The sequence below is a fragment of the Tardiphaga sp. GW822-FHT04G09 genome, assembly GCF_058800725.1.
On the sequence record NZ_JBXAMO010000001.1, the window covers coordinates 677,332 to 702,778 of the forward strand.

General features: G+C 61.8%; 24 protein-coding genes. 13 read left to right on the top strand and 11 right to left on the bottom strand.

Annotated elements, in window-relative coordinates:
- Positions 1 to 346: 346 nt before the first annotated feature.
- Entirely contained in the window at positions 347 to 1,567 is a 1,221-nt protein-coding gene (locus tag AC1RLZ_RS03255) for a GGDEF domain-containing protein (RefSeq protein WP_493187440.1), read from the top strand.
- Between the two features lie 52 nt (positions 1,568 to 1,619).
- Here AC1RLZ_RS03255 and AC1RLZ_RS03260 read toward each other — a convergent pair whose 3' ends face one another.
- Together AC1RLZ_RS03260 and AC1RLZ_RS03265 are read right to left on the bottom strand one after the other, a co-directional pair.
- Positions 1,620 to 2,081 carry an SRPBCC family protein gene (locus AC1RLZ_RS03260; RefSeq protein WP_493187441.1) on the bottom strand — a complete coding sequence of 154 codons (462 nt, stop codon included), beginning with the start codon at positions 2,079 to 2,081 and terminating at the stop codon, positions 1,620 to 1,622.
- 45 nt (positions 2,082 to 2,126) lie between these two features.
- Positions 2,127 to 2,792: a VOC family protein gene (locus tag AC1RLZ_RS03265; RefSeq protein ID WP_493187442.1), complete on the bottom strand. Its 666-nt coding sequence runs from the start codon at positions 2,790 to 2,792 to the stop codon at positions 2,127 to 2,129.
- 196 nt (positions 2,793 to 2,988) lie between these two features.
- Here AC1RLZ_RS03265 and AC1RLZ_RS03270 point away from each other — a divergent pair, with 196 nt between their 5' ends.
- Both AC1RLZ_RS03270 and AC1RLZ_RS03275 read left to right on the top strand, forming a co-directional pair.
- The gene (locus tag AC1RLZ_RS03270; protein ID WP_371422901.1) at positions 2,989 to 3,594 is read left to right on the top strand and encodes a UCP034077 family protein; all 606 of its coding nucleotides are present in this window, start codon (positions 2,989 to 2,991) and stop codon (positions 3,592 to 3,594) included.
- Positions 3,594 to 4,034 carry a hypothetical protein gene (locus AC1RLZ_RS03275; RefSeq protein ID WP_493187443.1) on the top strand — a complete coding sequence of 147 codons (441 nt, stop codon included), beginning with the start codon at positions 3,594 to 3,596 and terminating at the stop codon, positions 4,032 to 4,034. Before AC1RLZ_RS03270 ends, AC1RLZ_RS03275 begins: the two co-directional genes overlap by 1 nt.
- A 59-nt stretch (positions 4,035 to 4,093) precedes the next feature.
- Here the strand turns inward: AC1RLZ_RS03275 and AC1RLZ_RS03280 are convergent, their stop codons facing one another.
- Entirely contained in the window at positions 4,094 to 5,089 is a 996-nt protein-coding gene (locus AC1RLZ_RS03280; RefSeq protein ID WP_493187444.1) for a Bug family tripartite tricarboxylate transporter substrate binding protein, read from the bottom strand.
- A gap of 150 nt (positions 5,090 to 5,239) precedes the next feature.
- Between AC1RLZ_RS03280 and AC1RLZ_RS03285 the strand changes: the two genes are divergently transcribed.
- From AC1RLZ_RS03285 to der, 6 genes are all read left to right on the top strand, one after another.
- On the top strand, positions 5,240 to 5,824 hold the full coding sequence (locus AC1RLZ_RS03285; protein WP_371422904.1) for an NnrU family protein: 585 nt from the start codon (positions 5,240 to 5,242) through the stop codon (positions 5,822 to 5,824).
- A 4-nt stretch (positions 5,825 to 5,828) separates the two neighbouring features.
- The gene (gene panB, locus AC1RLZ_RS03290; RefSeq protein WP_371422905.1) at positions 5,829 to 6,677 is read left to right on the top strand and encodes a 3-methyl-2-oxobutanoate hydroxymethyltransferase; all 849 of its coding nucleotides are present in this window, start codon (positions 5,829 to 5,831) and stop codon (positions 6,675 to 6,677) included.
- A 95-nt stretch (positions 6,678 to 6,772) separates the two neighbouring features.
- The gene (locus AC1RLZ_RS03295) at positions 6,773 to 7,027 is read left to right on the top strand and encodes a hypothetical protein (RefSeq protein WP_493187445.1); all 255 of its coding nucleotides are present in this window, start codon (positions 6,773 to 6,775) and stop codon (positions 7,025 to 7,027) included.
- A gap of 171 nt (positions 7,028 to 7,198) precedes the next feature.
- The gene (locus AC1RLZ_RS03300) at positions 7,199 to 7,852 is read left to right on the top strand and encodes a tetratricopeptide repeat protein (protein WP_493187446.1); all 654 of its coding nucleotides are present in this window, start codon (positions 7,199 to 7,201) and stop codon (positions 7,850 to 7,852) included.
- Between the two features lie 81 nt (positions 7,853 to 7,933).
- The gene (locus AC1RLZ_RS03305) at positions 7,934 to 8,485 is read left to right on the top strand and encodes a hypothetical protein (protein WP_493187447.1); all 552 of its coding nucleotides are present in this window, start codon (positions 7,934 to 7,936) and stop codon (positions 8,483 to 8,485) included.
- 53 nt (positions 8,486 to 8,538) lie between these two features.
- Positions 8,539 to 9,924, top strand: a complete 1,386-nt coding sequence (gene der / locus AC1RLZ_RS03310) for a ribosome biogenesis GTPase Der (RefSeq protein WP_493187448.1) — start codon at positions 8,539 to 8,541, stop codon at positions 9,922 to 9,924.
- Positions 9,925 to 9,948: 24 nt separating this feature from the next.
- On the opposite strand, the gene AC1RLZ_RS03315 is transcribed toward der, so the two are convergent.
- From AC1RLZ_RS03315 to radA, 5 genes are all read right to left on the bottom strand, one after another.
- Positions 9,949 to 11,082, bottom strand: a complete 1,134-nt coding sequence (locus tag AC1RLZ_RS03315; RefSeq protein WP_493187449.1) for an NHL repeat-containing protein — start codon at positions 11,080 to 11,082, stop codon at positions 9,949 to 9,951.
- A 218-nt stretch (positions 11,083 to 11,300) separates the two neighbouring features.
- Positions 11,301 to 12,041, bottom strand: coding sequence for an SDR family NAD(P)-dependent oxidoreductase (locus tag AC1RLZ_RS03320; RefSeq protein ID WP_493187450.1), 741 nt, complete (start codon positions 12,039 to 12,041; stop codon positions 11,301 to 11,303).
- Positions 12,042 to 12,205: 164 nt separating this feature from the next.
- Positions 12,206 to 13,699: an amidophosphoribosyltransferase gene (gene purF / locus AC1RLZ_RS03325; RefSeq protein WP_493187451.1), complete on the bottom strand. Its 1,494-nt coding sequence runs from the start codon at positions 13,697 to 13,699 to the stop codon at positions 12,206 to 12,208.
- 35 nt (positions 13,700 to 13,734) lie between these two features.
- Entirely contained in the window at positions 13,735 to 14,367 is a 633-nt protein-coding gene (locus AC1RLZ_RS03330) for a CvpA family protein (RefSeq protein WP_068731040.1), read from the bottom strand.
- A gap of 237 nt (positions 14,368 to 14,604) precedes the next feature.
- Positions 14,605 to 16,065 carry a DNA repair protein RadA gene (radA, locus tag AC1RLZ_RS03335; protein WP_493187452.1) on the bottom strand — a complete coding sequence of 487 codons (1,461 nt, stop codon included), beginning with the start codon at positions 16,063 to 16,065 and terminating at the stop codon, positions 14,605 to 14,607.
- A gap of 392 nt (positions 16,066 to 16,457) precedes the next feature.
- On the opposite strand from radA, the gene AC1RLZ_RS03340 reads away from it, so the two are divergent.
- The 3 genes from AC1RLZ_RS03340 to AC1RLZ_RS03350 all read left to right on the top strand — a co-directional run bounded on the left by AC1RLZ_RS03340 (position 16,458) and on the right by AC1RLZ_RS03350 (position 19,090).
- Positions 16,458 to 17,234, top strand: a complete 777-nt coding sequence (locus AC1RLZ_RS03340) for a hypothetical protein (protein ID WP_493187453.1) — start codon at positions 16,458 to 16,460, stop codon at positions 17,232 to 17,234.
- Positions 17,235 to 17,237: 3 nt separating this feature from the next.
- Positions 17,238 to 18,464 carry a glycosyltransferase family 4 protein gene (locus tag AC1RLZ_RS03345; RefSeq protein ID WP_493187454.1) on the top strand — a complete coding sequence of 409 codons (1,227 nt, stop codon included), beginning with the start codon at positions 17,238 to 17,240 and terminating at the stop codon, positions 18,462 to 18,464.
- Between the two features lie 263 nt (positions 18,465 to 18,727).
- A complete protein-coding gene (locus AC1RLZ_RS03350) occupies positions 18,728 to 19,090 on the top strand; it encodes a hypothetical protein (RefSeq protein ID WP_493187530.1) in 363 nt (120 codons plus the stop codon).
- A gap of 89 nt (positions 19,091 to 19,179) precedes the next feature.
- On the opposite strand, the gene AC1RLZ_RS03355 is transcribed toward AC1RLZ_RS03350, so the two are convergent.
- Positions 19,180 to 22,656 carry a bifunctional diguanylate cyclase/phosphodiesterase gene (locus AC1RLZ_RS03355; RefSeq protein WP_493187455.1) on the bottom strand — a complete coding sequence of 1,159 codons (3,477 nt, stop codon included), beginning with the start codon at positions 22,654 to 22,656 and terminating at the stop codon, positions 19,180 to 19,182.
- Positions 22,657 to 22,984: 328 nt separating this feature from the next.
- Positions 22,985 to 23,713 carry a sulfite exporter TauE/SafE family protein gene (locus AC1RLZ_RS03360; protein ID WP_493187456.1) on the bottom strand — a complete coding sequence of 243 codons (729 nt, stop codon included), beginning with the start codon at positions 23,711 to 23,713 and terminating at the stop codon, positions 22,985 to 22,987.
- 76 nt (positions 23,714 to 23,789) lie between these two features.
- Here AC1RLZ_RS03360 and AC1RLZ_RS03365 point away from each other — a divergent pair, with 76 nt between their 5' ends.
- A complete protein-coding gene (locus AC1RLZ_RS03365) occupies positions 23,790 to 24,176 on the top strand; it encodes a tautomerase family protein (RefSeq protein WP_493187457.1) in 387 nt (128 codons plus the stop codon).
- Here AC1RLZ_RS03365 and alr read toward each other — a convergent pair.
- Entirely contained in the window at positions 24,173 to 25,360 is a 1,188-nt protein-coding gene (gene alr, locus AC1RLZ_RS03370) for an alanine racemase (protein WP_493187458.1), read from the bottom strand. The two genes, AC1RLZ_RS03365 and alr, sit on opposite strands and share 4 nt — an antisense overlap.
- Positions 25,361 to 25,447 lie beyond the last annotated feature (87 nt).

Consider the following 25,447-nt stretch of genomic DNA (forward strand, 5'->3'; position numbering starts at 1 on the left):
ATGGATACGCGGGTCAAGCCGCGTGTGCCGGCTGAATGTGAGGCGACACTCACTGCCACGTCGTGGCCGGGCCTGACGCGGCCATCCATCTTGGCCCAACGCGGGCCTTTGGCGCCGCACGATGTCTCAATGCGTCGGCGTTCACGCTTTCTTGAAACTGCCGGGATCCTCAAGCTGTTCAATCATCCACGGGGTGAGGATCCTGCTTCCGGTGGATCGATTCCAATTTGAGGCATTTCTGCTCAAATTTGATAGCGTTTTCTGGCTACGAGGCACTCGGTGTTGAGGCGTCGGTGTTGAGGCAGTCGCGCCACGACGGCCTGGCCTATGGGAAGGTTTGAGTGAGATGGACGGGGTCGTCGTCAAGACTACGCTCCAACTGATTGCGCCCGGCATATTGGTCGTCTTCGGGATTGCCTTCGTCTGCGCGTGGCTCATCGAGAAGAAGCGCAACTACCTGTTCTTGCTGGCCGGCGCGTGCGTCCTGTTTGCCCTCGGCGCGATGTCGCAGATTCTGGGTTGGCCGCCCGGGGCAGGGCCCAATGCCATCGTGTCGGGCGCGCTCTACACCGCGGCGGTGATCGCCGCCGTGGAGGGCATCCTGCTGCGTTCGGGTAAGCCCCTCGGCCCTGCCATCGATATGGCGATCCTTGCCGCCTTCGTGCTTCTGCTCGCCTATTTCTTCTATATCGACCGTAATCTCATCGCCCGGGTCTACATCCAGAATTTCGGTTACGGCCTCCTGATGGTGATCGCAGCGTGGCGGCTCACCGCTTTGGCGCGGGGGCGATATGTGGACAGGGCTCTGTTCTGGGTGCTGCTGCTGTTCGGCTTGCATTTCTTTCCGCGAACCCTGCTCACGGTCGGATTTACCGCGCCGACCGACAAGACCGCTTTCGCCAATTCGATGTTCTGGCAAGCGCTCCAGTTGTCGCTCGCCGTGCTTGGCGCCGGCCTGGCGTTGGCCATCCTCGCTGCAGCAGTGTCCGACATGATTGACGATCTCCGTCGCGAACGCGACCTTGATCCGTTGACCGGCATCCTGAATCGGCGCGGCTTTCAGGAACGGGTATCCGCCCATCTGCACAAACACAGAGCGAGCCATGCTGCGCTCGCTCTGTGCGACATCGACCACTTCAAGAACGTCAACGATACCCTCGGTCATGACGTCGGGGACGATGTTCTCGGAGAGGTGGGACGCATGCTGCGCAGCGCGTCGCGCAAACGCGACATTGTCGGGCGGCTGGGCGGTGAGGAATTTGCGGTGTTCCTTCCGGACACCAATGAACAGGATGCGGTTGATTACGCCGAACGGCTGAGGATCGCGATCGCGCAGAACAGATTTGTCATCCCGGGCGGAGCAAGGCACGTCACTGTGAGTTTCGGCGTGGGGACGCTGCAGCCGGGCGATAGCTGGCTGAGCCTGTACAAGCGGATCGATGGGCGACTTTACGAAGCGAAGCGAGGCGGTCGTAATCGCACGATTTCCCATGCACTATCGAGCGTCTCTGCCGATGTGCCGGCCGGTATATCGGACCGGCGCGCCGGAGAGCTATCCCTGGGATAGGCGGAACCGCGGCGCCTTCGCCAATTTCACGGATGACACTGCGCCATCCGCTCTAGGTTCTTTGCCCCTCCACATTCCTCTTGATATTACCCAGTCCCAGCACCGCTTCCTCATCCATGCGCTGAACCATCTCGGCCGTCGGCGGCTTCGGCCGCGCGGGGTTGCGCATGGTGCGGATGAACTTGGTGCCGTCGTCGGTCGGCTCGCAGATATACTGCACCACGATCGGGCCCATGAACGGCGTGTGCGTCAGGCCGATCCACAGTTTCGGGTGTTCGCAGGCGATCACCAGCCAGTCGAGATTCACCGGGCCGGTGCGCGTCGACCAGTGTTCGTGAAAGGTGTCGCCGAAGCCCATGGGGCGGTCGTCGCAATCGATCTGGTGCGAGGAGGGCAGCCATTCCGGCCATGATTTCGGATTGGTGACGTAATCGAACACGGCTTCGGGCGCAGCCGCAATCACGATGGAGTGGCTGCGCTCGAACGGAGTGGTCGGTTCTGCGTTGGTGGTCATACATTCCCCTTGTCGTGTCTTCCCATGTGCCTTGCAGTACGTCCGCTATGTCGGCAACGGCTCGCCCGTCTGCTCGCGCACCAGGTAGTCGGCATACCAGTCCGGCCAGTTCTCGTCATGTTGGCCGCCGCTGCGCTTTTCGTGCTCGCCATGCGCTATGGCCGCGCGCCGCAGGGCGGCTGCGAGGTCAGCCGGAGACTTGAACGTCGTGGCACTGGCATCGATACGTCCGGGCAACCGCGTTGTGATTTCCTGAAACAGCCAGCCGTTGCCATCGGGATCGCTGAATGACGCGAAGGAACGATAGCTGGCCCGCGCGGGATCCGGGCCATTCACCCGCAGCCGTCCGAACAAATAGGGTTCGTCCGGCCCGTTATTGACATCTCCGGCGTGGAAGGCGTCGCTCACCTGGATGCCGCGGCCGAGCAGGTCCGCACGGGCGGCCTCGATGTCGGAGACGATCAGATACAGACCCTGCGCCGAGCCCGGCGTCGCGGCGGTGACGTTCTTGCCGAAGATGACCGAGCAATCCGACCCTGGCGGCGTGAACTGGATCACGCGATAGTCGTCGCCGGCCACGAAGTCAGCATCGAACCTCCAGCCAAGGCTTGCGTAAAAATTCTTGGCCTCGTCGACATCCGACACGGGAACGACGACGATTTCGAGCTTCATGGTCGTGGAAATATCACGATGTACCTGAGGACTGCTCATGTTGGTCTCCTGAGGTTGGGGGTGTGATGACGACGTGTGGTGCCGGACTGCACGCAGGCGCAACAATCTCTGCGATGAGCCGTTCGACAGGCGCTCCCGTTGCTGGTCTGCTCGTGCGGTTGTGACCCATCCGATCTTGATGACGCCACACGCCCGTATCATTTCAGGCGAGGGCGTATTTGCAAGGATTGTTCCGATGGCAGGACGGCTGTTGTCGCTTCTGATCGCCGGCGTCCTGACGGCATTCGCCGGGCAGGCCGAGGCGCGGCGGCTGCGCGCCGGCGATGCGGTGCCGTTTTCGCACCGGCCGTGCAGCGTGCTGGATGGCCGGCCGTGCACGCCATACACGTGCAGCGTGTTCGATCATGGGCCGTGCATTCCGGAGATCAATTATCCGATCGGCCAGAACCTGCAGGTCACGGTGATGAGCGTGCCGCCTGAGGATCAGCAGGATCGCTATCGCAAGCCCGATCATGACCTCGACAATCTTGGCGACCTGTTCGCGGCGTTGCGATCGTGCTGGTCGCCGCCCGCGGTGGATCATGCACGTGCGGGAATGCAGATGTCGGTGATGTTCTCGTTCAACAGGTCTGGCAGGCCCATCGCATCGCCGCGCGTGACCTTTGCCAGCAAGGATGCGCCGCAGGACATGCGCGACACCTATCTCAAGGCTATCAACACTTCGCTCGACGGTTGCCTGCCACTGAAGCTGACCAAGGGCCTCGGCGGCGCGCTCGCGGGGCGGCCGATCATGATCCGCTATGTCGATAACCGGGATCTTGAGGGGCAGTCCGGGAAGTAATGCGCGGCATGAACCGCTGTGCCATCCGCCGCGACGAAGGGGAAACCATCTCGGAGACGGCGATGCTCAAACGCAGGTTCGTAGTGATTGCGACGATTGTTGGCGCGGTCGGCGCGCTCACCGGCGGCAGCGCCTTGTTGTTCTGGCCTGACGCCGACAACTGGACCGAGGAAGCCAAGGCCTGCGTTGCCAACAAATATGCTGGCTACTGGGAAAGCAGCGGCAAATACTCGTTCAAGCTGGATTACGAGAACGGTTGCGACCGCAAGGTCTCGTGCGCGATCGACGTCCAGATCAACAACGCCAAACAGTCGATCAAGCAACATGGCGTGCTCGTCTTCGCCCCGCGGGGCCAGACACCAACAACGAACAGCTACAGCGTTCCCGTGACGTCGCTGGTCGGCTCGGCACAGGCGGACCGGAACTGCAGGTTCGTGTGAAGGGGTCCTAACCTCTCCCCGTTTTGCGGGGAGAGGTTAGGAACCGGGTGCCTTCGCTCTCAATCGATCCTGATCTTCGCCGCCTTGATCACGTCGGACCACAGCGCCTTCTCGCCGGCCATCCGCTTGCGAAGCTGGTCCGGCGTGGTCGGCGACGGCGTGATGAGTTGCAGCTTCAGCTTCTCGATCACGCCGGGCTCTGCCAGCGTCTGCGTCACTTCCGCATTGATCGTCGCCACCACATCTCCAGACAGCCCGCCCGGGCCGACCAGTGCATTCCACGCATCGGACTGCACGTCGATGCCGCTCTCGGTGAGCGTCGGCACATCCGGCAGAAATGGCGAGCGCTTCGCGGTGGTGACGGCGAGGATCTTGACGGCCCCCGTCGAAAGCTGGGGCGTGACGCCGATGGCGGGGAGGCATGCGACCTGCACATCGCCGCGGATCAGCGCGGTGGTCGCCGCGGGTGACGATGGATAGGGGATGTGCACCATGTTGGCGCCGGCCTTCTGCGCGATCGCTTCCATGCAGAGCTGAGACAGCGTGCCGACGCCAATAGAGCCGTAGCCGAGGCCCTTCGGATCGGCTTTGGCCTTGGCGAGGAATTCCGCGACGGTGTTGACGCCGAGGCTGGTCGGCACCGCGAGCACGCTCGGCAACTGCGTCAGCAAGGTGATCGGCGCGATGTCGGTGTCGGGATTGTAGGGCAGCTTGGCAAACAGCAGCGTGTTGATGGCGAGGGGACCGCCGAGCGAGATGCCGATGGTCGAACCATCCGGCGTGGATTTTGCGATGGCGTCGGTGCCGATATTGCCGGAGGCGCCGGGCTTATTCTCCACGACGAAATTGGTGCCGGGATGCCGCGCCTGCAGACTGTCGGCGAGCACGCGGCCGACGATGTCCGGGCTCGCGCCGGGGCCGAAGGGCACGATGATGCGCACCAGCTTGGGTGGCCAGACGGGCGCCTGCGCGTGCGCTGCGAAGGGCAGCGTCGCGAACAGCAGCGCTGCGAGCGCAAGGCGAAACCGGGCAGATGTCGTGTCGTTTCGCAGCATTGCGTGCGTCCCCTGAAAAGTGATACCCGGAAACCGTCTGACCGGCGCCAAAGGCGGCTAAAATCCGCTGGCCGGGCGGGACCATAGTGGGAATTTCAGGGCGGGCAACCCATCCGGCACGCAACCGCCCGGGCGAGAGGACTGAACATCATGGGACTGATCGTGATGATCCTCGGCCTCGTGCTGTTTCTCGGCATTCACCTGTTCATCATCAGGCGCGAGGCGCGCGCGGAGTTGATCGCGCGTCTGGGCGAGAGCGTCTACAAGCTCGGCTTTGCGCTGATCTCCGCCGTCGGCCTCGCGCTGATCATCTGGGGCTTCGCGGAATATCGCGCGACCGGCTGGATCAATGTCTGGACGCCGCCGCCGGCGATGAAACACATCACCGTCGCGCTGATGCTGCCGGCGGTGATCCTGGTCGCCGCGTCCTATATCCGCGGTCGCATCTACACCACGCTGAAACATCCGATGCTCGCCGGCATCAAATTGTGGGCCGCCGCGCATCTGCTCGCCAATGGCGATCTCGGCTCGATTATCCTGTTCGGATCTTTCCTGGCCTGGGCGGTGATCGATCGCATCTCGATGAAACATCGCGCCGACGCCGGCGGTCCGCCGATCCCGGTGGGCGGTCCGATGAATGACGCGATTGCGGTCGCGGTCGGTATCGTCGCCTATATTGCTTTGGGTTTCGCCTTTCATCCGGTGGTGATCGGCGTCCCCGTGTTCGGAGCTTAAGTTCATGTCAGTTCAGTCGGCCATCAAGCGCAAGACCGCACCGGATATACTCGCGCGCAAGAACGGCGAGCCGATCGTGATGCTCACCTCCTATCATGCGCATACGGCCTCATTGGTCGATCGCTATTGCGACGTCATCCTGGTCGGCGACTCGCTCGGCAATGTGATGCATGGCTTCGAGACGACAATCCCGGTGACGCTGGAGATGATGATCCTGCAGGGCCATGCCGTGATGCGCGGCTCGCAGCATGCGCTAGTCGTCGTCGACATGCCGTTCGGCTCCTATGAAGCCTCGAAGGAGCAGGCGTTTCATTCTGCCGCGCGCATTCTGAAAGAGACCCATTGCGGCGCCGTGAAGCTGGAAGGCGGCGCGCGCATGGCCGAGACCATCGCGTTCCTCACCGAGCGCAGCATTCCGGTGATGGCCCATATCGGTCTGACGCCACAGTCGATCGCAGCCCTTGGTTCGTTCCGCTCGCAGGGCAAGGAAGAAGCCGAAGCACTCGCGCGCGGCGAGAACCTGCCCGGTCCGATCCAGAACGATGCAATCGCCGTCGCGCAAGCCGGCGCGTTCTCCGTCGTCATCGAAGCGGTCGCCGAACCACTGGCGCGGAAAATCACCGAGACGATTGCAATCCCGACGATCGGCATCGGCGCGAGCGCGGCCTGCGATGGTCAGGTGCTGGTGCTCGAAGACATGCTCGGCCTGTCGGCGCGGGTGCCGAAGTTTGTGAAGCGCTATGGCAATCTTGGCCCGATGATCGAGGCGGCCATCGAGGGTTACGCCACCGATGTGCGCTCGCGCGCATTTCCGGGACCGGAACATGTCTATGGCGGCAAGCCGAAGGGCTGACGCAGGTTTGACGCGAGGCGGCCGCAGGATTTCCGCAGGAATTTTGTGGGTCTGTCGGGGTTGAAATGCAGGGGCAGATGCGAAGGATGATAACTATGAAGACGTTGAAATTCCTGAGCTTTGTCGCCGTGCTGGCGCTGCTTCCCGCGATTTCGCAGGCGGAGCCGGTCAAGAAGGAGCGGAAGCCCCATTACCGTCTCGAGGAACCCCGTCCGGTCGCAAACCCGCTCAACGATACCCGCGGCAATGCCGCGCTCGGCGGTAACAATGCCAATTCGGCCTTCGGCGACAACAGTGCCGGGTCTAACGCCAATGGCCGCACCAGCGGCGGCGCCGGGGGCATGAACTGACGCCCCGGAAAGGTATCGGTTCGAATTAAGCATTGCGGGATAACGCTTTGATCGCGCTGGCTTTGCCTTGCCAGCGCCATAACGCTAGGGTATCGCCGCCGCCATGCCGGAGCGCATATGCCCGGCGCCGCTCGGGGTGAGCGCGGCCCATCGGGGACAGGATACCTTTAAGTGTCTGAATTATTTAATGAAGTCGACGAAGACCTGCGTCGCGAGCAGCTCAAGAAGATCTGGGAAAAGTATTCGCTCCTGATCATTGCAGTCGCGATTCTGATCGTGGTCGGTGTCGGCGGCTGGCGCGGCTATACCTATCTCGAGGCCAAGAAGGCCGGAGAGGCCGGTGCGGCGTTCGATCGCGCGGCTGAACTGGCCGAGCAGAACAAGCATGCCGAGGCCGAAGCTGCCTTCACCAAACTGGCTTCCGAGGCGCCGTCCGGCTACCGCACGCTGGCCCGTCTGCGCGCCGCTGCCGAGGCCGCTTCGCGCGATCCGCAGGCCGCGGTGAAGCTGTATGACGACATCATCGCAGATCGCACCGTTCCTGCGCCGGAGCAGGATCTGGCGCGTATCCGCGCCGGCAGCCTGTTGCTGGAGACCACGCCCTACGAGGCGATGCAGACGCGCCTGGAGCCGGCGACGACCAATACCAGCACCTATCGCCATTCGGCGCGCGAGCTGCTGGCGCTGTCGGCCTGGAAGGCCAACAACGCCGTGGCGACGCGACAGTGGCTCGACATGATGTCCAACGATGCGGAGACGCCGGCGAGCCTGCGTACTCGCGCCGAAGCGCTGCAGGCGCTGTTGCCGCCCGCAGCCAAGAGCTAAGCGAGAGCCGAGCAAGACAAGCTGAATTAGAGCCGACCTGAAGCCGATCGTTCAGATCACGAGTTGAGTGAGAAGTCGTCCATGCGCCCGATGCAACGCCTCGTTTCCGCCGCCGTCCTGATCGCGCTGTCCAGCGCGCTCTCGGGCTGCGGCAGCATGTCCGGCTGGGATCCTGCTGATTTGCTCGACTTCCTGGACACCAAGAAGAAGCTGCCGGGCGACCGCAAGCCGGTGTTCCCCGATGGCGTCCCTGGCCTTGAACAGGGCGTGCCGAAGGATCTCTACAAGGAGAATGTCGAGCGCCAGCGCGCGCAGGACGCCGCAACGGCAACGCCACAGCCGACGGCGCCTGCGCCGGAGCCCCAGGGCCGCAAGTCGCGCAATCGTGGCTCGGTTCAGGTCGGCACCGTTCGTCAGGATGGCGCAGCGCCGGCCGCCGAGCCCGATGCCGCCGCCGCCGAAGAAGGCAGCACCGCCGCCGCGCCGCCGCCGCCGAAGGGCAAGAAGGTCGCCCGTCGTCGCAGCACCACCGCGCCGCCGGCGGACGAGCCGGCAGCAGCAACGACAGCACCTGCCCAGCAGGCCACCACACCATTCCCGGCACCAGTGCCGTCGGGTAGTTTCTCGCGCTGAGATCGCGCGCCCTCTCATTGACAGGCTGTCCGTAAAGGGCGCACGGATCACCTATGTCTTACACCATTGCGATCATAGGCCGACCCAACGTCGGCAAATCCACGCTGTTCAACCGTCTGGTCGGGCAGAAGCTTGCGCTGGTCGATGACACCCCCGGCGTCACCCGCGACCGCCGCGAGGGCGAGGGCAAGCTTGGCGATCTCGAATTCACACTGGTGGATACCGCCGGTCTCGATGAAGGCCCGAAGGGCTCGCTGACCGCGCGCATGCAGGAGCAAACCGAGACGGCGATCGCGCTGGCCGATGCGCTGTTCTTCGTCATCGATGCGCGTGCGGGGCTCACGCCGAACGATCGTGCCTTTGCGGATTTCGCGCGCCGCGCCAACAAGCCGGTGCTGCTGCTCGCTAACAAGAGCGAAGGCAAGCATGGCGAAATCGGCGCGATGGAATCCTATGCACTGGGCCTCGGCGATCCCATCCAGATCTCCGCCGAACATGGCGAAGGCCTTGGCGAGCTCTATGATGCGCTGCGCGTGCTGATGCCGGAGCCGGTCGAAGAGCCCGAAGAATTCGACGATGACGACGTCATCATTCCCGAAGAAGAGATCGAGACGCGGCCGATCCGTGTCGCCATCGTCGGGCGGCCCAATGCCGGCAAGTCGACGACGATCAATTATCTGCTCGGCGAAGAGCGCCTGCTGACCTCGCCGGAAGCGGGCACTACGCGCGACAGCATTTCGGTCGAGCTCAACTACAAGGGCCGCGACTTCCGCATTTTCGACACCGCCGGCCTGCGTCGCCGTTCGCGCATCGAGGAGAAGCTCGAGAAGCTCTCCGTCGCCGATACGCTGCGCGCCGTGCGCTTTGCCGAAGTCGTCGTGCTGATGATGGACTCGCAGAACAAGTTCGAGGAACAGGATCTGCGCATCGCCGATCTGATCGAGCGCGAAGGCCGTGCATTGGTGATCGCGGTGAATAAATGGGATCTGGTCGAGAAGCAGGGCGGCCAGATCGGTCAATTGCGCACCGATGCCGATCACTGGCTGCCGCAGGTCCGGGGCGTGCCGATCGTCGCGATTTCCGGCCTGATGGGCGAGGGCGTCGATCGCCTGATGAAGGCGATCGAGGACTCCTATTCGATCTGGAATCGCCGTATCCCGACGGCCGGCCTCAATCGCTGGTTCGAGGATGCCATCGGCAACAATCCGCCGCCGGCCGTGTCAGGTCGTCGCCTCAAGCTGAACTACGTCACCCAGGCCAAAGCACGTCCACCGAGCTTCATAGTGTTCTGCTCGCGCGCCGACGCGGTGCCGACGAGCTATCTGCGCTATCTCACCAACACGCTGCGCGAGGCCTTCAACCTGCCGGGTACGCCGATCCGCATCACGCTGCGCGAAAAGGCCAATCCGTTCGCGCATAAGCGGAAGCGGCCGAACTGAGTTCGACCGCTTCGCACGGCTTGGCTATTTCAACGCATCCGAGACCAGCTTGAATTTCTGGATGCGCTTTCCGGTGTCGACTTCGGCCGTATAGACGTTGCCCTTGGCATCCACTGCCATGGCATGAATCCAGTGGAACTGGCCGGCCTGGCGGCCGTTGCGGCCGAAGGTGCCGACAACCTTGCCGTCGTCGCGATTGATGACGCGGATTTCGTTGTTCTCGCCATCGGCAGTCAGGAGCCAGCTCTGTTTCGGATCGGGCCAGACAGCGAGATCCCAGACAGCGCCATTGCCGAGGGTGGCCTTCTCGTAGAACCACTCCTTCACGAATGAGCCATCCTTCTTGAACACCTGCACGCGGTTGTTGATGCGGTCGCAGACATAGACGAGGCCGTCATTGGTGAGCTTCACGCAATGAACGGGATTGGCGAATTGCTGCGACACCGGCGCGTTCGGGTCATAGGGCGCCTGCTTGTCGTCATTCGGCTTGTTGCCATAGGCGCCCCAGTGCCGCTTGTAGGCGCCGGTTGTGGCGTCGAACACGATGACGCGGCGATTGCCGTAGCCATCGGCCACATAGATCTCGTTGGCATCCTTGTCGATGGCGGTCTCGGCGGGCTTGCCGAGCTGCGTGGTGTCGTTACTGCCTTTCGATGGCGCGATTGCGCCAATCTGCATCACGAACTTGCCGTCGAGGGTGAATTTCAGGATCGCGTTGTCGTTGGCCTCGTTGCCGCCGACCCAGACGAAGCCATCGTCGCTCACTTCGATGCCGTGCTCGCGGCCGACCCATTCATAACCGGTGCCGGGGCCACCCCACGAACGCAGCAGATTGCCATCACTGTCGAACTCGAGCACCGGCGGCGCGGACACGCAGCACTTCGAGCGCGGCGGATTGAGCGCTGCGCCTTTCTCGTCATCGGTGAGCGAGCGCGGGCGATGGATCACCCAGACATGGCCATTCTTGTCGGTGGTGATGCCGCCGACCTGGCCGAGGATCCAGTTGTTCGGCAGCGGCTTCGGCCAGGATGCTTCGACCTCGAAGCGCGGGATATCGGCGGCGCGGGACGGAGGAGGTGACAGGGAGAGCGCGGTGAGCGTGAGTGCGGCTGTTGCAAGTATACGCAGCGACCACGCGCGATGAGTTGGCGACGCCATGACGACCTCCCTGATTGTCGGTGCGGGTTGTCCCGCTTGGGAGGAAGTGAAGTCCGGCGATGGGGAAGAGTCAATCTTGCGGCGCGGTGAAGACGCGCGGCGTTCCGCATTGTGCAGGATGGGTAGAGCAGAGGTGCATGGCGCCGGAGCGAAACCCATCACTCATAGGAAAGACAGCGATGGGTTTCGCTTCGCTCTACCCATCCGACTGATCGGCACTACGACGGTGCGTGGAAGCTCATGACCTTGCCGGTCTTGTAATCGACGAACTTCCCGGTCTCCGTCCAGGACGGCAGGCACAGCGGCACGATGGTCTCGGCAACCTGCGCCGGCGTGTCGAGTGTTTCGGGATCCTCGCCGGGCATCACGATGGCGCGCATATGCGTGCGCACGGGACCGGGGTTGAACAGGTTGACGCGGATATTCGTCGTCGCGGTCTCGTTGGCCCAGACGCGCACCAGTGTTTCCAGCGCCGCCTTGGAGACGGCATAGGGCCCGCGATAGGCGGAGGCCTTGTTGGCAGTACCGGATGTGATGAACACGGCGCGGCCGGCATCGGACTGCTGCAGCAGCGGCTCCATGCAGCGGATGAGCTGGAAGTTCGCGGTGAGGTTGGTGGCCATGGTGTCGTTCCATGGCTTCATCTCGATATGGCCGAGCGGCGACGAGGGACCAGCGACGCCGGCATTGCCGACCAGAATGTCGAGCTTGCCATGGCGTTCGTGCAGGGCTGCGCCGAGGCGTGAGACGCCGTCGAGATCGGTGATGTTCAGCGGCACCAGCGTGGCGCTGCCGCCCTCGGCACGGATCGCGTCATCGAGTTCTTCGAGGCCGCCTTGCGTGCGGGCCACCGCGACGATGTGCGCACCGGCTTTGGCCAATGCGAGGGCAGTGGCATAGCCGATGCCGCGCGAGGCGCCGGTGACGAGGGCGATGCGGGAGGCGAGGGATTTGGTCATGGGCAGCTTCACTCCGTCATGCCCGGACTTGTTCCGGGCATCCACGTCTTTAGTGCGTGGTTTTATAGACGTGGATGGCCGGGACATCTAGCGAAGCCGCGCTTCGCGCTTTGCCCGGCCATGACGGCGTTTAGTCGATAGTGGCGATAGCCGTTTTTTCTGGCTCAGCTCGCTTCGGCCAGCAGAGAGAGCTGCCGCGGGGCGTCGATCTCGCTCATGTCGGTGAGCGGGGTCGGATAGTCGCCGGTGAAGCAGTGGTCGGCGAATTTCGGATGGGCGGGATCGCGGCCGGGTTCGCCCATGGCGCGGTAGATGCCGTCGACCGAGACGAAAGCCAGCGTGTCGGCGCCGATCAGGTCGCGCATTTCTTCGAGGGTGTGGGTGGCGGCGAGGAGGCCGGCGCGATCCGGCGTGTCGATGCCGTAATAGTCGGGATGGGTGATCGGCGGCGAGGCGATGCGGAAGTGGACTTCGCTGGCGCCGGCGTCGCGCATCATCTTGACGATCTTCTTCGACGTGGTGCCACGCACCAGACTGTCGTCGATCAGCACGATGCGCTTGCCTTCGATGGCGGCGCGGTTGGCAGAATGTTTCATGCGTACGCCGAGTTCGCGCACGCTCTGGGTCGGCTGGATGAAGGTACGGCCGACATAGTGATTGCGGATGATGCCGAGTTCGAACGGCACGCCCGACGCGCGGGAGTAGCCGATCGCAGCAGGGACGCCGGAGTCCGGCACCGGCACGATGACGTCGGCTTCCACATGGGTCTCGCGGGCGAGCTGTTCGCCCATCGCCTTACGGGTGTCGTAGACCGAGCGTCCGCCGACGATCGAGTCAGGGCGCGCGAAGTAGATATATTCGAAGATGCAGGGGCGCGGTGCTTGCGGCGCGAATGGCTTGTGGCTCTGTGCGCCGTTCTCATCGAACACGATGACTTCGCCAGGTTCGATGTCGCGGATGTACTTGGCACCGATGATATCGAGCGCGCAGGTTTCCGAGGCGAGGATCGGGGAGCCGTCGAGTTCACCCAGCACCAGCGGACGGATGCCGAGCGGATCGCGCGCGCCGACCAGCTTCTTGTTGGTCAGCGACACCAGCGCATAGGCGCCTTCGATGGCGCGCAGCGCTTCGATGTAACGGTCGATGAAACGGTTGCGCTTGGAGTGCGCGACGAGGTGCAGGATGACCTCGGTGTCGGTGGTCGACTGCATCATCGCGCCGTTCTTCACGAGTTCGCGGCGCAGGGTCAGACCGTTGGTGAGGTTGCCGTTATGGGCCACCGCAAAACCGCCGGCATTGAGTTCGGCGAACAGCGGCTGGACGTTGCGGAGAATGGTTTCGCCCGTGGTGGAGTAGCGGGTGTGGCCGACGGCGGCGGTGCCGGGCAGGCGCTCGATCACTTCGCGGCGGGAGAAGGTGTCGCCGACGAGGCCGAGGCGACGTTCGGAGTGGAAGCGTTTGCCGTCGAAGGCGACGATGCCGGCTGCCTCCTGTCCGCGATGCTGGAGGGCGTGGAGGCCGAGCGCGGTGATCGCCGCCGCATCGGGATGTCCGTAGATACCGAATACTCCGCATTTTTCGCGGAGCATGTCGCCGTCGAGGTCGGGATTTCGCATGGTGGTGCTCGCGTCGTCGGAAGGGCTCTGCATTGGATCCATCGCGCCTTTCAGGTGTCGCGAGAAACTAAGAACGCCTAGCGTCCCGCCGGTTTGCCATCGATCAGCTTTTTCAGGCTGTCGCGGGCAGGTTTCGAATAGCCATCCGCGGCGCCGGGCGCTGCGGGCTCGGCGTCGGTCGTATCCTCATCGGGTTTGTTTTTCTTGAACCTCTTCAAGATGGTGTTTTCAGGGTCATCCGGCAAGAGCGCCATCAACCAATCGCCGGTTCCCTGCAGAACAACACGTGATTTTGCACCCGTGACCCAGTCCGGACGCTGCTTGTCCGGCACCAGCCATGAGAAGAACAGAAAGGCGACGACCACGATCAGGAGGCCGCGGGCGAGGCCGAACAGGAAGCCCAGGGTGCGGTCCAGCGCGCCGATGCGCGAATCCAGGATCATGTCGGAGATGCGGACGGTGATGATCGAGACCACAATCAGCGTGCCGATGAACACGCCGGCCACCACCACGATGCTGGCGACGGTATCGTTGTTGAAATAAGTTTTAGCCGTCGGGAGCAGTTTCTGGAAAGCAAACAGGGTGACCAGCGCCGCCGCGCCCCAGGCCGCGATCGACAGGATCTCGCGCATGAAGCCGCGGACCATGGCCAAGAGGCCGGAGATCAGCATGACGCCGAGCAAGACAAGGTCGAGAATCGTGATCGGCATCGGCTGGTCAGGTCCGCTCGTGAATCAGAAACCGCGAATCGGCACAGGCGGCCGCTTCAGGTGACGGTGATATGGCATGTCTCGCAAGGCCGGAAAACCGCTATCGGCCGCAAGAGTACACCAGATCACACCATTGTTCCGCTTTGAGCAAAATGCCTTAACGGAGCGTGTGGAGGTTTGCGCAGTCATCTGCGCCTGATTTGTATAGCGGGCGTGACGGCGCAGGTCACCCGCGTGTCAGCCATCCTGGCGCTTGAATCGCGCCGGTGCGGTATTTTTCCCGGCATCTGTGCTTTTGCTGTTGTCGCGCGTGGGTTTGACGCCGCGCGCAGCGATATCGGCGACCAGCGAGGTGAGGCCGCCGATGGTATTGAGGGACAGTCCGGCATCGCCGCCGGGGTCGCCACGCGCCGATTCCGGCAGCACCGCGCGGCCGAAGCCGAGCTTGGCGGCTTCCTTCAGCCGTGCCGAGGTCTGAGCCACCGGGCGTACGGCGCCGGACAGCGAGATTTCGCCGAAATAGACCGCGTCGGTGGGCAGTGGCGCGTTGCAGAGCGACGAGACCAAGGCAGCGGCAGCGGCCATGTCGGCGGCGGGCTCGTTGATGCGCAATCCCCCGGCAACGTTGAAATAGACGTCGTAGCCCGACAGCTTGACGCCGCAATGGGCTTCCAGCACTGCCAGCACCATGGACAAGCGCGATGAATCCCAGCCCACCACCGCGCGCCGGGGGGTACCCAGGGTCGTTGGTGCAACCAGAGCCTGCAGTTCCACCAGCACCGGGCGGGTGCCCTCCATGCCGGCGAAGACGGCTGTGCCCGGCGAGCCGAGATCGCGGTCGGACAGGAACAGCTCGGACGGGTTGGAGACCTCGCGCAGACCCAAACCTGTCATCTCGAACACGCCGATTTCGTCGGTTGGGCCGAAGCGGTTCTTCACCGCACGCAGGATGCGGAACTGCTGCGAGCCTTCGCCCTCGAAGGACATCACGGCATCGACCATGTGCTCGACCACGCGAGGCCCGGCGATCTGGCCGTCCTTGGTGACATGGCCGACCAGGATGATGGTGGCGCCGGATTTCTTGGCGAAGCGAATAAGCGCCTGCGCCGAGGCGCGGACCTGGGTCACGGTGCCCGGCGCGGATTCCACCGTGTCGGTCCACATGGTCTGGATCGAGTCGATCACGATCAGCCGCGGTATCGTGCCTTCCGACAGCGTGGCGACGATATCCTCGACCGAGGTTTCCGACGCGAGCTGCACCGAGGCGTCCGCGAGGCCCAGGCGCGACGCGCGCAGCCGCACCTGCGCCACGGCTTCTTCGCCGGAAATGTAGACCACGCGGTGGCCGGCCCGCGCCATCAGGCTGGTGGCCTGCGTCAGCAAGGTCGATTTGCCGATGCCGGGATCGCCGCCGATCAGGAGCACCGAGCCGCGCACGAAACCGCCGCCGGTGACGCGGTCGAGCTCGCCCATCCCCGAGGCAATGCGCGGGGCATCGTTACTCTGGCCGGTCAGGCTTTCGAGGTTGAAGGTGCGTCCCTTGCGCTTGGAGCGCGCACTGACGGGGATCGTGGTGACGCCGGTGGTGTCCTCCTCGGCCAGCGTATTCCACTCGCCGCAGGCATCGCACTTGCCCTGCCACTTGTTATAGGCGGCACCGCAATTCTGGCAGACGAAGGACAGGAGGTTTTTGGCCATGGGGGAGGGAATCGCTATGGGGAGTTCAAACGTCGTAGATAGCATGGAATGCCGCACGAAGCGGTCGTTTCATCGTAGTGCGGGGGCACTCTGTATGATCGGTTACTGCACCCCGACGACAGATGCCGGCCATCCCGCGGGAATCTCGAATGCCTGCTCCGAAGCTGCGGCGCTTGCGTCGGTGGAGGCCCGCGCAGGAGGTGCATTTGCCATGTCAGCGATTATAGGCCACCAAGCCCTGGATGGTTTCGTTGTTTCGCCATGATCGGGATTCATCTGTTTTTGCTTGATTCCTATTAGCGCAGCGATCATTTGGCCGCGCCCAGCTGGAACTGGCGATGGTTTGATCGCCAGTCCACCGTTCGGCGGCGTTTTCGAGGATTTCAATAATAATGATGATTTCAACCAGTTCGGCATTTTTCTCCGCGCATCCGGGTCACGAACTTCGAATCCATGGATGGCTGTCCCGACAGAAACCGCTCTGCTTCGTTCTGACCACGGGCGCGCGCTCCGGCACCGATGGCGCAAGATTGGCGGCCACGTCGGATTTGATCGAGTCTCTGAGCGGGCGGCGCGCCAGCATATTTGGCAATCTTTTGGATCGCGAGTTTTATTCACAGGTCCTGGCAGGCGATGCATCGCGAATAGAGCATCTCATCAGGGTGACCGTTGATACCTTGATTGCAAATGAGGTCACGGTTCTGGTTGTCGATGGATGGCAGCTTTATTCGGTGAGCCATGATCTGGCTCATGTCATCGGGCGGATCGCGGCGCAGCACGCCTCGCTAGCTTTGAAAAGAGAAATAGCTGTGCTCCAGTATATGGTTGTTCCAAACGCAATCTCTGGCACCAGAGATATGGGAAAGTGTGTCGGTGTCGTCGAACTATCGGAGGACGAACTCCGTGCGAAGCAACGCTCCATCGAGGGATATCCCGGGATAGATGGAGAGAGAGAGGAGATCGCGAAAATTGAAGGTCCGCATGCTTTGGGGGCGGAGTATTTCTTCGCGCCTCCGGATCTCAAACTCTTGCTGGAGAAACCGCAGATCAAGCCGCTTTATGAGCAGTATGGCGAAGAACGCGTTCACAGAGGGGTTTACCGCGAGGTCATCCGGTGGAGGCATGTTGAAGCTATCCTCGCCCAGTTGGCGAAGAGCTTCGAAATTTAAAGAATGAAGATCCTCTTCACAAATATCCAGCTCTCGCACAGGTCTGGCACCGAAATTGTCGTCCGGGATCTGGCTCAAAGGTTTGGTGAGGCAGGTCACGACGTCACCGTATATGCTCCTGCGTTAGGCGAATTCGCGAATGAGGTGCGATCTGACAAGATCCGGGTGATCGACGATTTGCGGGAATTCGATGGCGTTCCCGATATCATCCATGGACATCACACGCTGCCGACAGCTGAAGCTATCATCGCGTTTCCCTCCGTGCCCGCAATATGGGTCTGTCACGATGCGCAGTCCTGGTTTGATCAGCTTCCTCGCTTTGCGCAGGTGAGGCGCATTTTTGCTGTTGATGACACGTGTCGTTCCCGCCTCGTAACCGAAGGGGTGGCGCCCGAGAGGATCGACATTTTGCCCAATGCGGTCGATCTGGGACGATTTCAGACGCGCTCCACGTCTCTGCCGGTGCGGCCGGCGCGTGCCGTTTCCCTGGTCAAGCATAGCGGCCCGATTGAGCTGATCGTTGAAGCCTGCCGGGCCAAAGGCATCCCGCTCGAATTACACGGACACGGAGTTGGCCGGCCAATCGGCGATATCGAGCGAGTCTTTGCAGAAAACGATCTCGTTTTCGCGACAGCGCGAACGGCGCTGGAAGCGATGGCGGTCGGTGCAGCCGTCGTACTGGTCGATGGTCGCGGTTTCGGCGGGCTCGTGACGTCCGGGAATTTCGAAAACGGACGTCGCCTGAATTTCGGTCTGGGTCTGCTGAAACGCGAGCCGACGCTGGAATTGTTGACCGGCGCAATAGATGATTACGATCCACTGGATGCAGCGGTCGTCAGCAAAAAGGTGCGCTCCGAGGCAGACCTAGATTGCCTGGTAGTTCGGCTTGAAGGCATCTACTCATCGACGATCTCCCAATGGCGACCTGAGCGGGATTTTAACCGGGAGATGTTTCGCGCCGAGCTGATCAAATTCAACAGTGATTGGCTACCCCGGACGCAAGCCGGAATCCCCTGGATGGAAGAGATGCAGCGATTGCGAAACCATGCGGCGGAGCTGGATGATGTATTAGCACGTTGCGCGATCGAGTTATCTGATCGTTCCATCGAGCTAGCTGATCGTTCCATTGAGTTATCCGAGTGTAAAAGAGTGGTTCAATCATACGAATCCGCGCGCTCTGTTCGATTTGCGAGAAAGTTGCGTCAATGGGCGAGATTTTGGCGTGGTTGAGCCATCTGTGTGAGATGCATTGGTACCGCGTGTGCATAGTTCCAGATCCATCCTCTGAACCTGATGTCTGAAAGAGCCTCCATCATCTATTCTTAAGCACGTTCATCAAGGTAAATATCAGGTCTGAATTGACCGGTGATGGTGCTTGGCTAAGTGTCGTGCATCTGAGCGATACGAATTGATTTCAAACAAGCTCGCCACGGGGTCCCGTCATGAAAAAAATGATTGCCGCAGCACTGTTCGCCACTGTCGCCGGAATGGCGATGCCCGGTGTTGCCTCGGCAGGCTGCTATAACTGCTACGCACCGCCGCCGCCGTGCCAGACCTGCTATCAGCAGCAGGTGGTGCCGCCGCAGTACCGCACCGTCGAAGAGACGGTCATGGTCGCTCCCGGCCGCACCGTCCGACATCGCACGCCGGCCCAGTATGAGACCGTGATGGTGCCGAAGACCGTGATGGTTGCGCCTGCGCGCGTCGACTACGAGCACATCCCGGCGCAATATGCCACCCAGCAGCGCGTCCAGATGGTTGCTCCGGCGCAGGTCTATTACGCGCCGGTGCCGCAGGGTTGCTCGACCTGCAATCGCGGCTTCAGCTTCGGCTCAAGCTACGGATACGGCTACTAAGCCGCGGATCGCCCGGATTTCAGGACTGCCATCGGCCGCCCCAGGGTGGCCGATTTGCGTTTGGGGGAGGCCGCCGCTGGCGGTGGCGGTCATCTCCCTGCCGTGATGACCCCTGCGCAGGACTTGCCGTCAGCAGCACTGTCTCCAAATGAACCTGCCGCATCGAGGTCGAGCTCGGAGAGCGGGACTGGCCGGCCGAACAGAAAGCCCTGGACAAGGTCGACGCCTGCAGCCTGCAGATATTGAAATTGCTCTTCGGTCTCGACACCCTCGGCCGTCGTTGCGATATCAAGACCGCGGGCCAGCGCAAGCACCGAGGACACCACCGCTGCGCAATCGCGGCGATTGGGAGCGCCTTGTGCGAAGGACTTGTCGATCTTGATCCTGTCGAACGGGAAATTGGTCAAATAACTCGCCGTTGAGTAACCCGTGCCAAAATCATCGAGCGCCATGGAGATACCGAGATTTTTCAGCTGCCGTATCGTCCCCAGATGCGCCGTCGCGTTCTCAAGAAGGGCTGTCTCCGTAATTTCCAACTCCAGCCGTTCAGGCGAAAGACCCGTCTCCATCAGAGTATCCAGCATGACATCGAGCAGTTTTCCCTTGCTGACTTGAACCGCGGAGATGTTGACCGTGATCTTGAGATGAGCCGGCCACGACGCTGCATCCGTGCAAGCCTGATGCAGGATCCACTCGCCAAGAGGGAGGATCAGCCCCGTCGCTTCCGCGAGCGGAATAAACTTATCGGGAGCGATGAGTCCTTTCGACGGATGCCGCCAGCGGACCAGCGCCTCGGCACCGCAGATCTGCCGCGTCCTGGCATCAACCACCGGCTGATAGTGCACCTCGAATTCGTTTCTCGCGATCGCGTCTCGCAGTTCGTTTGCCAATATCTTCTGCGAGTGGGCAGCCTCGATCATTTCGGACTGGAACAGGCGGAAATCATTTCGCCCGCCCGTCTTGGCGTCGTAGAGCGCAAGATCCGCTTTTCTCAACAGGTCCTCAGGATTGACGCCCTGTTCCGGAGCGAGCGAAATTCCAATGCTGATCCCGATGCTGGCCTGGTGGCCGTTGAGATCAAACGGCTGAGCAATGGCATCGATGATCCTGAGGGCAAGCACGATTGCACCCTCTTCCGGATTGGGTCCTCCGTCCTGGATGATTGCAAACTCGTCACCACCAAGGCGGGCCAGTACGTCGGTTTCGCGAGTCGACGACTTCAGCCGTTGTGCGAACTCAACAAGCAAACGATCCCCGGCGAGATGTCCCAGCGTGTCGTTGACGGTCTTGAATCTATCGAGGTCGAGCATGACCACGGCAAAGCCACTGTCATGGCGGCCAAGACGCTTGCTCGCCTCCTCAAGTTTCTCGGTAAACAGTGTTCGGTTGGCAAGTCCGGTGAGCGCATCGTGACGCGCCAGGTGAACGATCTCGGCCTCTGCGCGCCGCCGTTCGGTGATGTCTTCGTGCGTTGCAACCCACCCGCCGTCCTTCATCGGCTGTCGGGTGACGAGTATCAATCGTCCATCCGCAAATTCATCGACCCTGGCCGAGCTTGAATCCGTCGAATGCTGACCCAATTCAGCTATCTTTTTCCTGATCGCCGGTTCGCTTGTCCCGCCCTTGAGAATGCCACGGGAGACGCGATCGGCGATGACGGCCTCATGAGGCGTCCCAACTTTCAACAAAGCGGCAGGCAACTGGTATAATTCCGCATAACGATCATTCCAGACAACGAGCCGTTTCGCTCCGTCGAACATGCAGAGACCCTGCGACATGTTGCTCAGCGCAATGTCGAAGCGTTCGTTCGTCTGCTCCAGCTCCGCGGCTTTCGCGGCCAGCAATTGCTCCCTGTGTTTTTGCGCAGTGACATCTTCATGCGTCGCCAGCCACCCTTCGTTCGGCATCAGATGGCGCGTCATCGAAATGAGGCGTCCGTCGACAAGCTCCTGGACCTCCTTCTCCAGTTTCAGCTTGGCATCGACAAGGACGTCCGTTGCCATTTCGCAATTCGTTCTCTTCGCCCGGCGGTATTCAATGATTTGCCGCAGCGTTGTCCCCGGCTTCACCTGTTCTTCGCTCAGGTGATAGATTTCCGCATAGCGTGCATTTGAAAGAATGATCCTCTGCTCGCCATCAAACAGCGAAAGCCCCTGCGACATGTTGTTCATCGCGGCGTCGAAGCGCATGTTGATTCGCTCGAGTTCAGCGGCTTTATCAGTCAACAATCGCTGTGCGCGCTTCTGCTCGGTGATGTCTTCATGGGTTGCGACCCATCCGCCATCCGCAATCGGCCTGCGTTGAATTAATATCACGCGACCGTCGGGAGACATATAAACTTGCTTTTGCTTCGTCGGGATCTCCTGAACGTCCCCGTCGATGGTCAAATCGTGCTTTCCACGATCTTTGAGGGCCTGCAGCATGTGAGGCAGGGGTGTTCCGGGCCTGACGAATTCTTCCGGGAAACCGTACATCTCACGGAAGCGGCCATTCGAAACCACAAGATTCTTATTTGCGTCGAACAGACAGAGCCCTAGCGACATGTTGCTCAAGGCGGCGTCGAACTGCATGTTCGTTCGTTCCAGAATTCTTGTTTTCACGGCAAGACTATTTGTCTGGCGCACGATCCGAAACGTGCCGAACAAGATGACGCCAACGATCAAGGCGACGAGCGGGCCCACCATGTAAAGGTGCTGTCGCCATGGTCCCAGCACTTCGCTGCGGGCGTATGTGATGACCAACACTAGCGGCAGTCCGGGCACAGCCTTGTATCCCGCGACCCGCGCGATGCCGTCGATAACGCCTATCGTTTCGTAGGAGCCCGCTTCCGATTGTGGCAGATATTCGGAGACGAGCGGGCTATCCGCGAAAGATTTTCCGATGGATCCTTTGATCGCGGGCACTCGCGCAAGAACGCGCCCCGTGCCGACGCGATGCAGTAACAGCACGGATCCACCCTTGCCGACATCGATCGCGCGATAGACCTGCGTGAAATGGGTCGGGTCGAGCGGTGCAGTTACAATTCCTGCGAAGCTGCTGTCGGCATTGTTTAGCCGGCGCGACGCCGCCGTCAGCCATTTGTCGGTGAAAGCCGAGGGATAGGGCGGCGCAATGAACAGCCGGCCATCGGCCTGATCGCGTTGAGCGGTGAAGTGCAACATGTCGGAGATATTGCTTCGCGGCGGCGTGCCATCGTAGGAATGCGCCAGAAGGCGACCGGCGGCATCTGTCCAGCCGACGGCAATGACGATCGATGAGGCCTTCTTGAGAAGACGTAGGGCGGCATTTGCGTCTTCGGGCGTTGCATACTTTCCTGAAAGACTATCTTTCCGAATTCTCTCGGCCTCGATCAGTGTTCGATCGATCCCCTCAAATGTCAGCGCCGTGTGTTCGGCGAGAATCTCGGCGATGTTCAGTGCCGCCTTTCTGGCCTCAGAGAGCGCCGCATGATGGCGCGCCTGCAGATCCACCAAAAAGACAACGATGATCGACGTCGCAAAGAAGACGCCGAGCACCACCAATGAAAACCCTGGCAGCCGGGCCAGTCTTCCATAGAACGCGCGCATGAAGCGTCCACGCAGTCGTTACAAAGGAAACAGATGAAGTTCCGGACTTTAGCGTGGATTACGAACCTTAATAATAGGTTGGAAATATTGGCATTACTGTACGCGGCGAGGCAAAGGATTATGTTGCACTGCGCACGTTGGAAATGCGGATTTGCGACATATTGATACCCGTTGCTCGTTGATCGCCTTCTATGAACCTCCGTCGCGCGTACTTGTAAGTAATAGATACAACTTTAATCAGCGCCAGTTTCCAGAGGGGCTGCTGTCCGGCTTGAGCCAGCAATTCGCGGGGAGCGGACATACCTACCGCAATTAATGAGTACACGCCCTAGATCAGCGCCGTGCCCGACAGCACCATGCTTACGCCCGCCAGAAGCATGATCCCGTCCATGACCAGGCGGAACGTCTCGACGCTCAGTTTCAGTACGTAGCGCTTGGCGATGAACGCGCCGGCCATCAGCGAGGCGCCGGCGATCAGCCCTTTTACAAGCACATCCATATCGAGCGCGCCAAAGCGCTGGAAGGTGACAGACTTGCTGAGATACAGGCCGAGGGAACTTGCGGCCTCGGTGGCGAGGAAGGCGCCCTTGGCGAGGCCGTAAAACAGAAACAGCGGCACGCTGAGTGGACCGCTGGAGACGACGATGCCGGTGAGATAGCCGATGATCGCGCCGCCAAGCGCAAGTTGCCACAGGCCGATGGTGAAGGAGCGCCGCGCTAGCCAGTGGCGCAGCGGCACCATCGCAATGAAGAACAGTCCGATGGTGAGATCGACCACATGCGACGGCAACACCAGCAGCGTGCGTGCGCCCAGGGCTGCGGCTGGAATGCCGGTGAGCGAATAGGCTACGGTGGCGCGCCAGTCGACCTCGCGCCACCAGGCCATGATGCGCGAGAGATTGGACATCACGGCGGCGATGGCCATGATCGGCACGGCCTGCTTGGGGCCGAATTCGTAGACCAGCACCGGCATCAGCATGATCGACGAGCCGGTGCCGACGATCCCGGAAATGGTGCCGGCGAGCAGGCCGACCGTGCAGACGAAGATGAAGTTCACGGCGTGACTCTCCGGAGCGGGACGTTACAAGAGCGCTCCAGTCGTGTAGGTGCAACCGATCCGATGGGAGAGGGCGATGCCAGTCACAAGAATTGTCACCGGAGATTGGGCGCGGGGCCGCGAGATCGAGATCATCGAGGCCGTGCAATCGGCCATGCTGGCGACGCTCAAAATTCCCGACTGGGACCGCGATGTGACGGTGGACACCTATAGCGAGACGCAGCGCATCGTGCCGACCGGGCGCTCGCAGCGCTTTACCCGGGTCGAGATCACGATGTTTGCCGGCCGCTCGATTGAGGCCAAGCGCGGTCTCTACAAGGGGATCGTGCAGAACCTGACGGCGGTCGGCGCGCCGGAACTCGAGATCAAGATCGTGTTGAACGAGCAGCCCTTGGAAAACTGGGGCGTACGCGGCGGCGTGCCGGCCTCCGAGATCGAACTCAGCTTCAAGGTCGACGTCTAGGACGCGGAGACGGGCTCCGCAACGGCCGCGTCGCCGCCCTTATAGACCCGCAGATAGCGCCGGCCGAGGCTGGTCAGTACCTCATAGGCGATGGTGCCGTAGTGATGCGCGAGTTCGTCGACGGTGATGCCGTCGCCGATCAGCGTCGCGAGATGGCCGCGGCGGGCGGCGTTGTGGGGCAGGTCGGTGATATCCACCGCAAGCAGGTCCATGGAGATGCGGCCGGCGATCTGGCAGCGCTGGCCGGCGACGATGACCTCAGCGCCGCGGGTGCCGTCGCTGCTGCCGGCGGCGCGGAAATAGCCGTCGGCATAGCCGGCCGCGACGATTGCCAGTTTGGTGGGCCGCCGCGCGATCCAGGTGGCGCCATAGCCGACGCTGTCGCCGCGCTCGACGCTGCGCGTCTGCAGGATGCGCACCTTGAGATCGACCACGGGTGCCATCGGATTGTCGGCTTCCGGCGTCGGATTGACGCCGTAGAGTGCTGCGCCCGGACGCGTCAGGTCGAACTGATAGGCCGCGCCGAGAAAGATGCCTGACGAATTCGCGAGGGATGCCGGCACGCCGGAGAACAGTGACGAAGCCTCGCGGAAACTGGAATATTGCCGCGCGTTCATCGGATTGTGCAGTTGTTCGGCGCAGGCAAGGTGGCTCATCACCAGCGTGAAGCCGTGATCGCCCGAACCGAGGCGCGGGATCAGTCCCTGGACATCGACAAGGCTGAGGCCGAGCCGGTTCATTCCGGTGTCGACATGCACGGCCGCGCCACCCTTCCAGCCGGTGCGGCGGCAGAACATGTCCCATTCTGCGAGTTCGTTAAGATCGCCGATCACGGGCTGCACGTTGATGGCGGCCAGCGCATCGCCGGAATTCGGCGGGAAACCGTTCAGCAGATAGATCGCCGCATCGGGCGCAGCGGCGCGCGCAGCACGGGCTTCCTCGAAGGTGGCGACGAAGAAGGTCTTGCAGCCGGCTTTCGCCAGGGCGCGCACCACGGGCGTGATACCGCAGCCATAGGCGTCGGCCTTCACCGCCGCGCCGCATTCGGCTGGCACGCCATGCTTTTCGAGCTTGCGCCAGTTGGCGACGATGGCATCGAGATCGATGGTCAGGATGCCACTGGCGTCTGCGGGCAACTCCATGTTGGCGGGAGTTGTCGGTTTCGGGTCGGCGACGCTGTTCATCAGAATGTCCTGGCGCAGGAATCGCGCGAAGGGCTCACGCGATCGATATTCTGCGCCGCACAATATGCCCGCCTCAGTGCCCGTTCA

Coding starts and splice junctions, on each gene's coding strand:
- AC1RLZ_RS03275 (WP_493187443.1), top strand. CDS start 3,594: ATGCGCGGCATGAACCGCTGTGCCATCCGCCGCGACGAAGGGGAAACC.
- AC1RLZ_RS03330 (WP_068731040.1), bottom strand. CDS start 14,367: ATGCCGATCACGATTCTCGACCTTGTCTTGCTCGGCGTCATGCTGATC.
- AC1RLZ_RS03270 (WP_371422901.1), top strand. CDS start 2,989: ATGGCAGGACGGCTGTTGTCGCTTCTGATCGCCGGCGTCCTGACGGCA.
- AC1RLZ_RS03355 (WP_493187455.1), bottom strand. CDS start 22,656: ATGCGCGCGTTCTATGGAAGACTGGCCCGGCTGCCAGGGTTTTCATTG.
- AC1RLZ_RS03295 (WP_493187445.1), top strand. CDS start 6,773: ATGAAGACGTTGAAATTCCTGAGCTTTGTCGCCGTGCTGGCGCTGCTT.
- AC1RLZ_RS03260 (WP_493187441.1), bottom strand. CDS start 2,081: ATGACCACCAACGCAGAACCGACCACTCCGTTCGAGCGCAGCCACTCC.
- AC1RLZ_RS03350 (WP_493187530.1), top strand. CDS start 18,728: ATGCCCGGTGTTGCCTCGGCAGGCTGCTATAACTGCTACGCACCGCCG.
- AC1RLZ_RS03280 (WP_493187444.1), bottom strand. CDS start 5,089: ATGCTGCGAAACGACACGACATCTGCCCGGTTTCGCCTTGCGCTCGCA.
- AC1RLZ_RS03265 (WP_493187442.1), bottom strand. CDS start 2,792: ATGAGCAGTCCTCAGGTACATCGTGATATTTCCACGACCATGAAGCTC.
- alr (WP_493187458.1), bottom strand. CDS start 25,360: ATGAACAGCGTCGCCGACCCGAAACCGACAACTCCCGCCAACATGGAG.
- AC1RLZ_RS03345 (WP_493187454.1), top strand. CDS start 17,238: ATGAAGATCCTCTTCACAAATATCCAGCTCTCGCACAGGTCTGGCACC.
- der (WP_493187448.1), top strand. CDS start 8,539: ATGTCTTACACCATTGCGATCATAGGCCGACCCAACGTCGGCAAATCC.
- AC1RLZ_RS03365 (WP_493187457.1), top strand. CDS start 23,790: ATGCCAGTCACAAGAATTGTCACCGGAGATTGGGCGCGGGGCCGCGAG.
- AC1RLZ_RS03255 (WP_493187440.1), top strand. CDS start 347: ATGGACGGGGTCGTCGTCAAGACTACGCTCCAACTGATTGCGCCCGGC.
- AC1RLZ_RS03305 (WP_493187447.1), top strand. CDS start 7,934: ATGCGCCCGATGCAACGCCTCGTTTCCGCCGCCGTCCTGATCGCGCTG.
- AC1RLZ_RS03285 (WP_371422904.1), top strand. CDS start 5,240: ATGGGACTGATCGTGATGATCCTCGGCCTCGTGCTGTTTCTCGGCATT.
- panB (WP_371422905.1), top strand. CDS start 5,829: ATGTCAGTTCAGTCGGCCATCAAGCGCAAGACCGCACCGGATATACTC.
- radA (WP_493187452.1), bottom strand. CDS start 16,065: ATGGCCAAAAACCTCCTGTCCTTCGTCTGCCAGAATTGCGGTGCCGCC.
- AC1RLZ_RS03315 (WP_493187449.1), bottom strand. CDS start 11,082: ATGGCGTCGCCAACTCATCGCGCGTGGTCGCTGCGTATACTTGCAACA.
- purF (WP_493187451.1), bottom strand. CDS start 13,699: ATGGATCCAATGCAGAGCCCTTCCGACGACGCGAGCACCACCATGCGA.
- AC1RLZ_RS03340 (WP_493187453.1), top strand. CDS start 16,458: ATGATGATTTCAACCAGTTCGGCATTTTTCTCCGCGCATCCGGGTCAC.
- AC1RLZ_RS03320 (WP_493187450.1), bottom strand. CDS start 12,041: ATGACCAAATCCCTCGCCTCCCGCATCGCCCTCGTCACCGGCGCCTCG.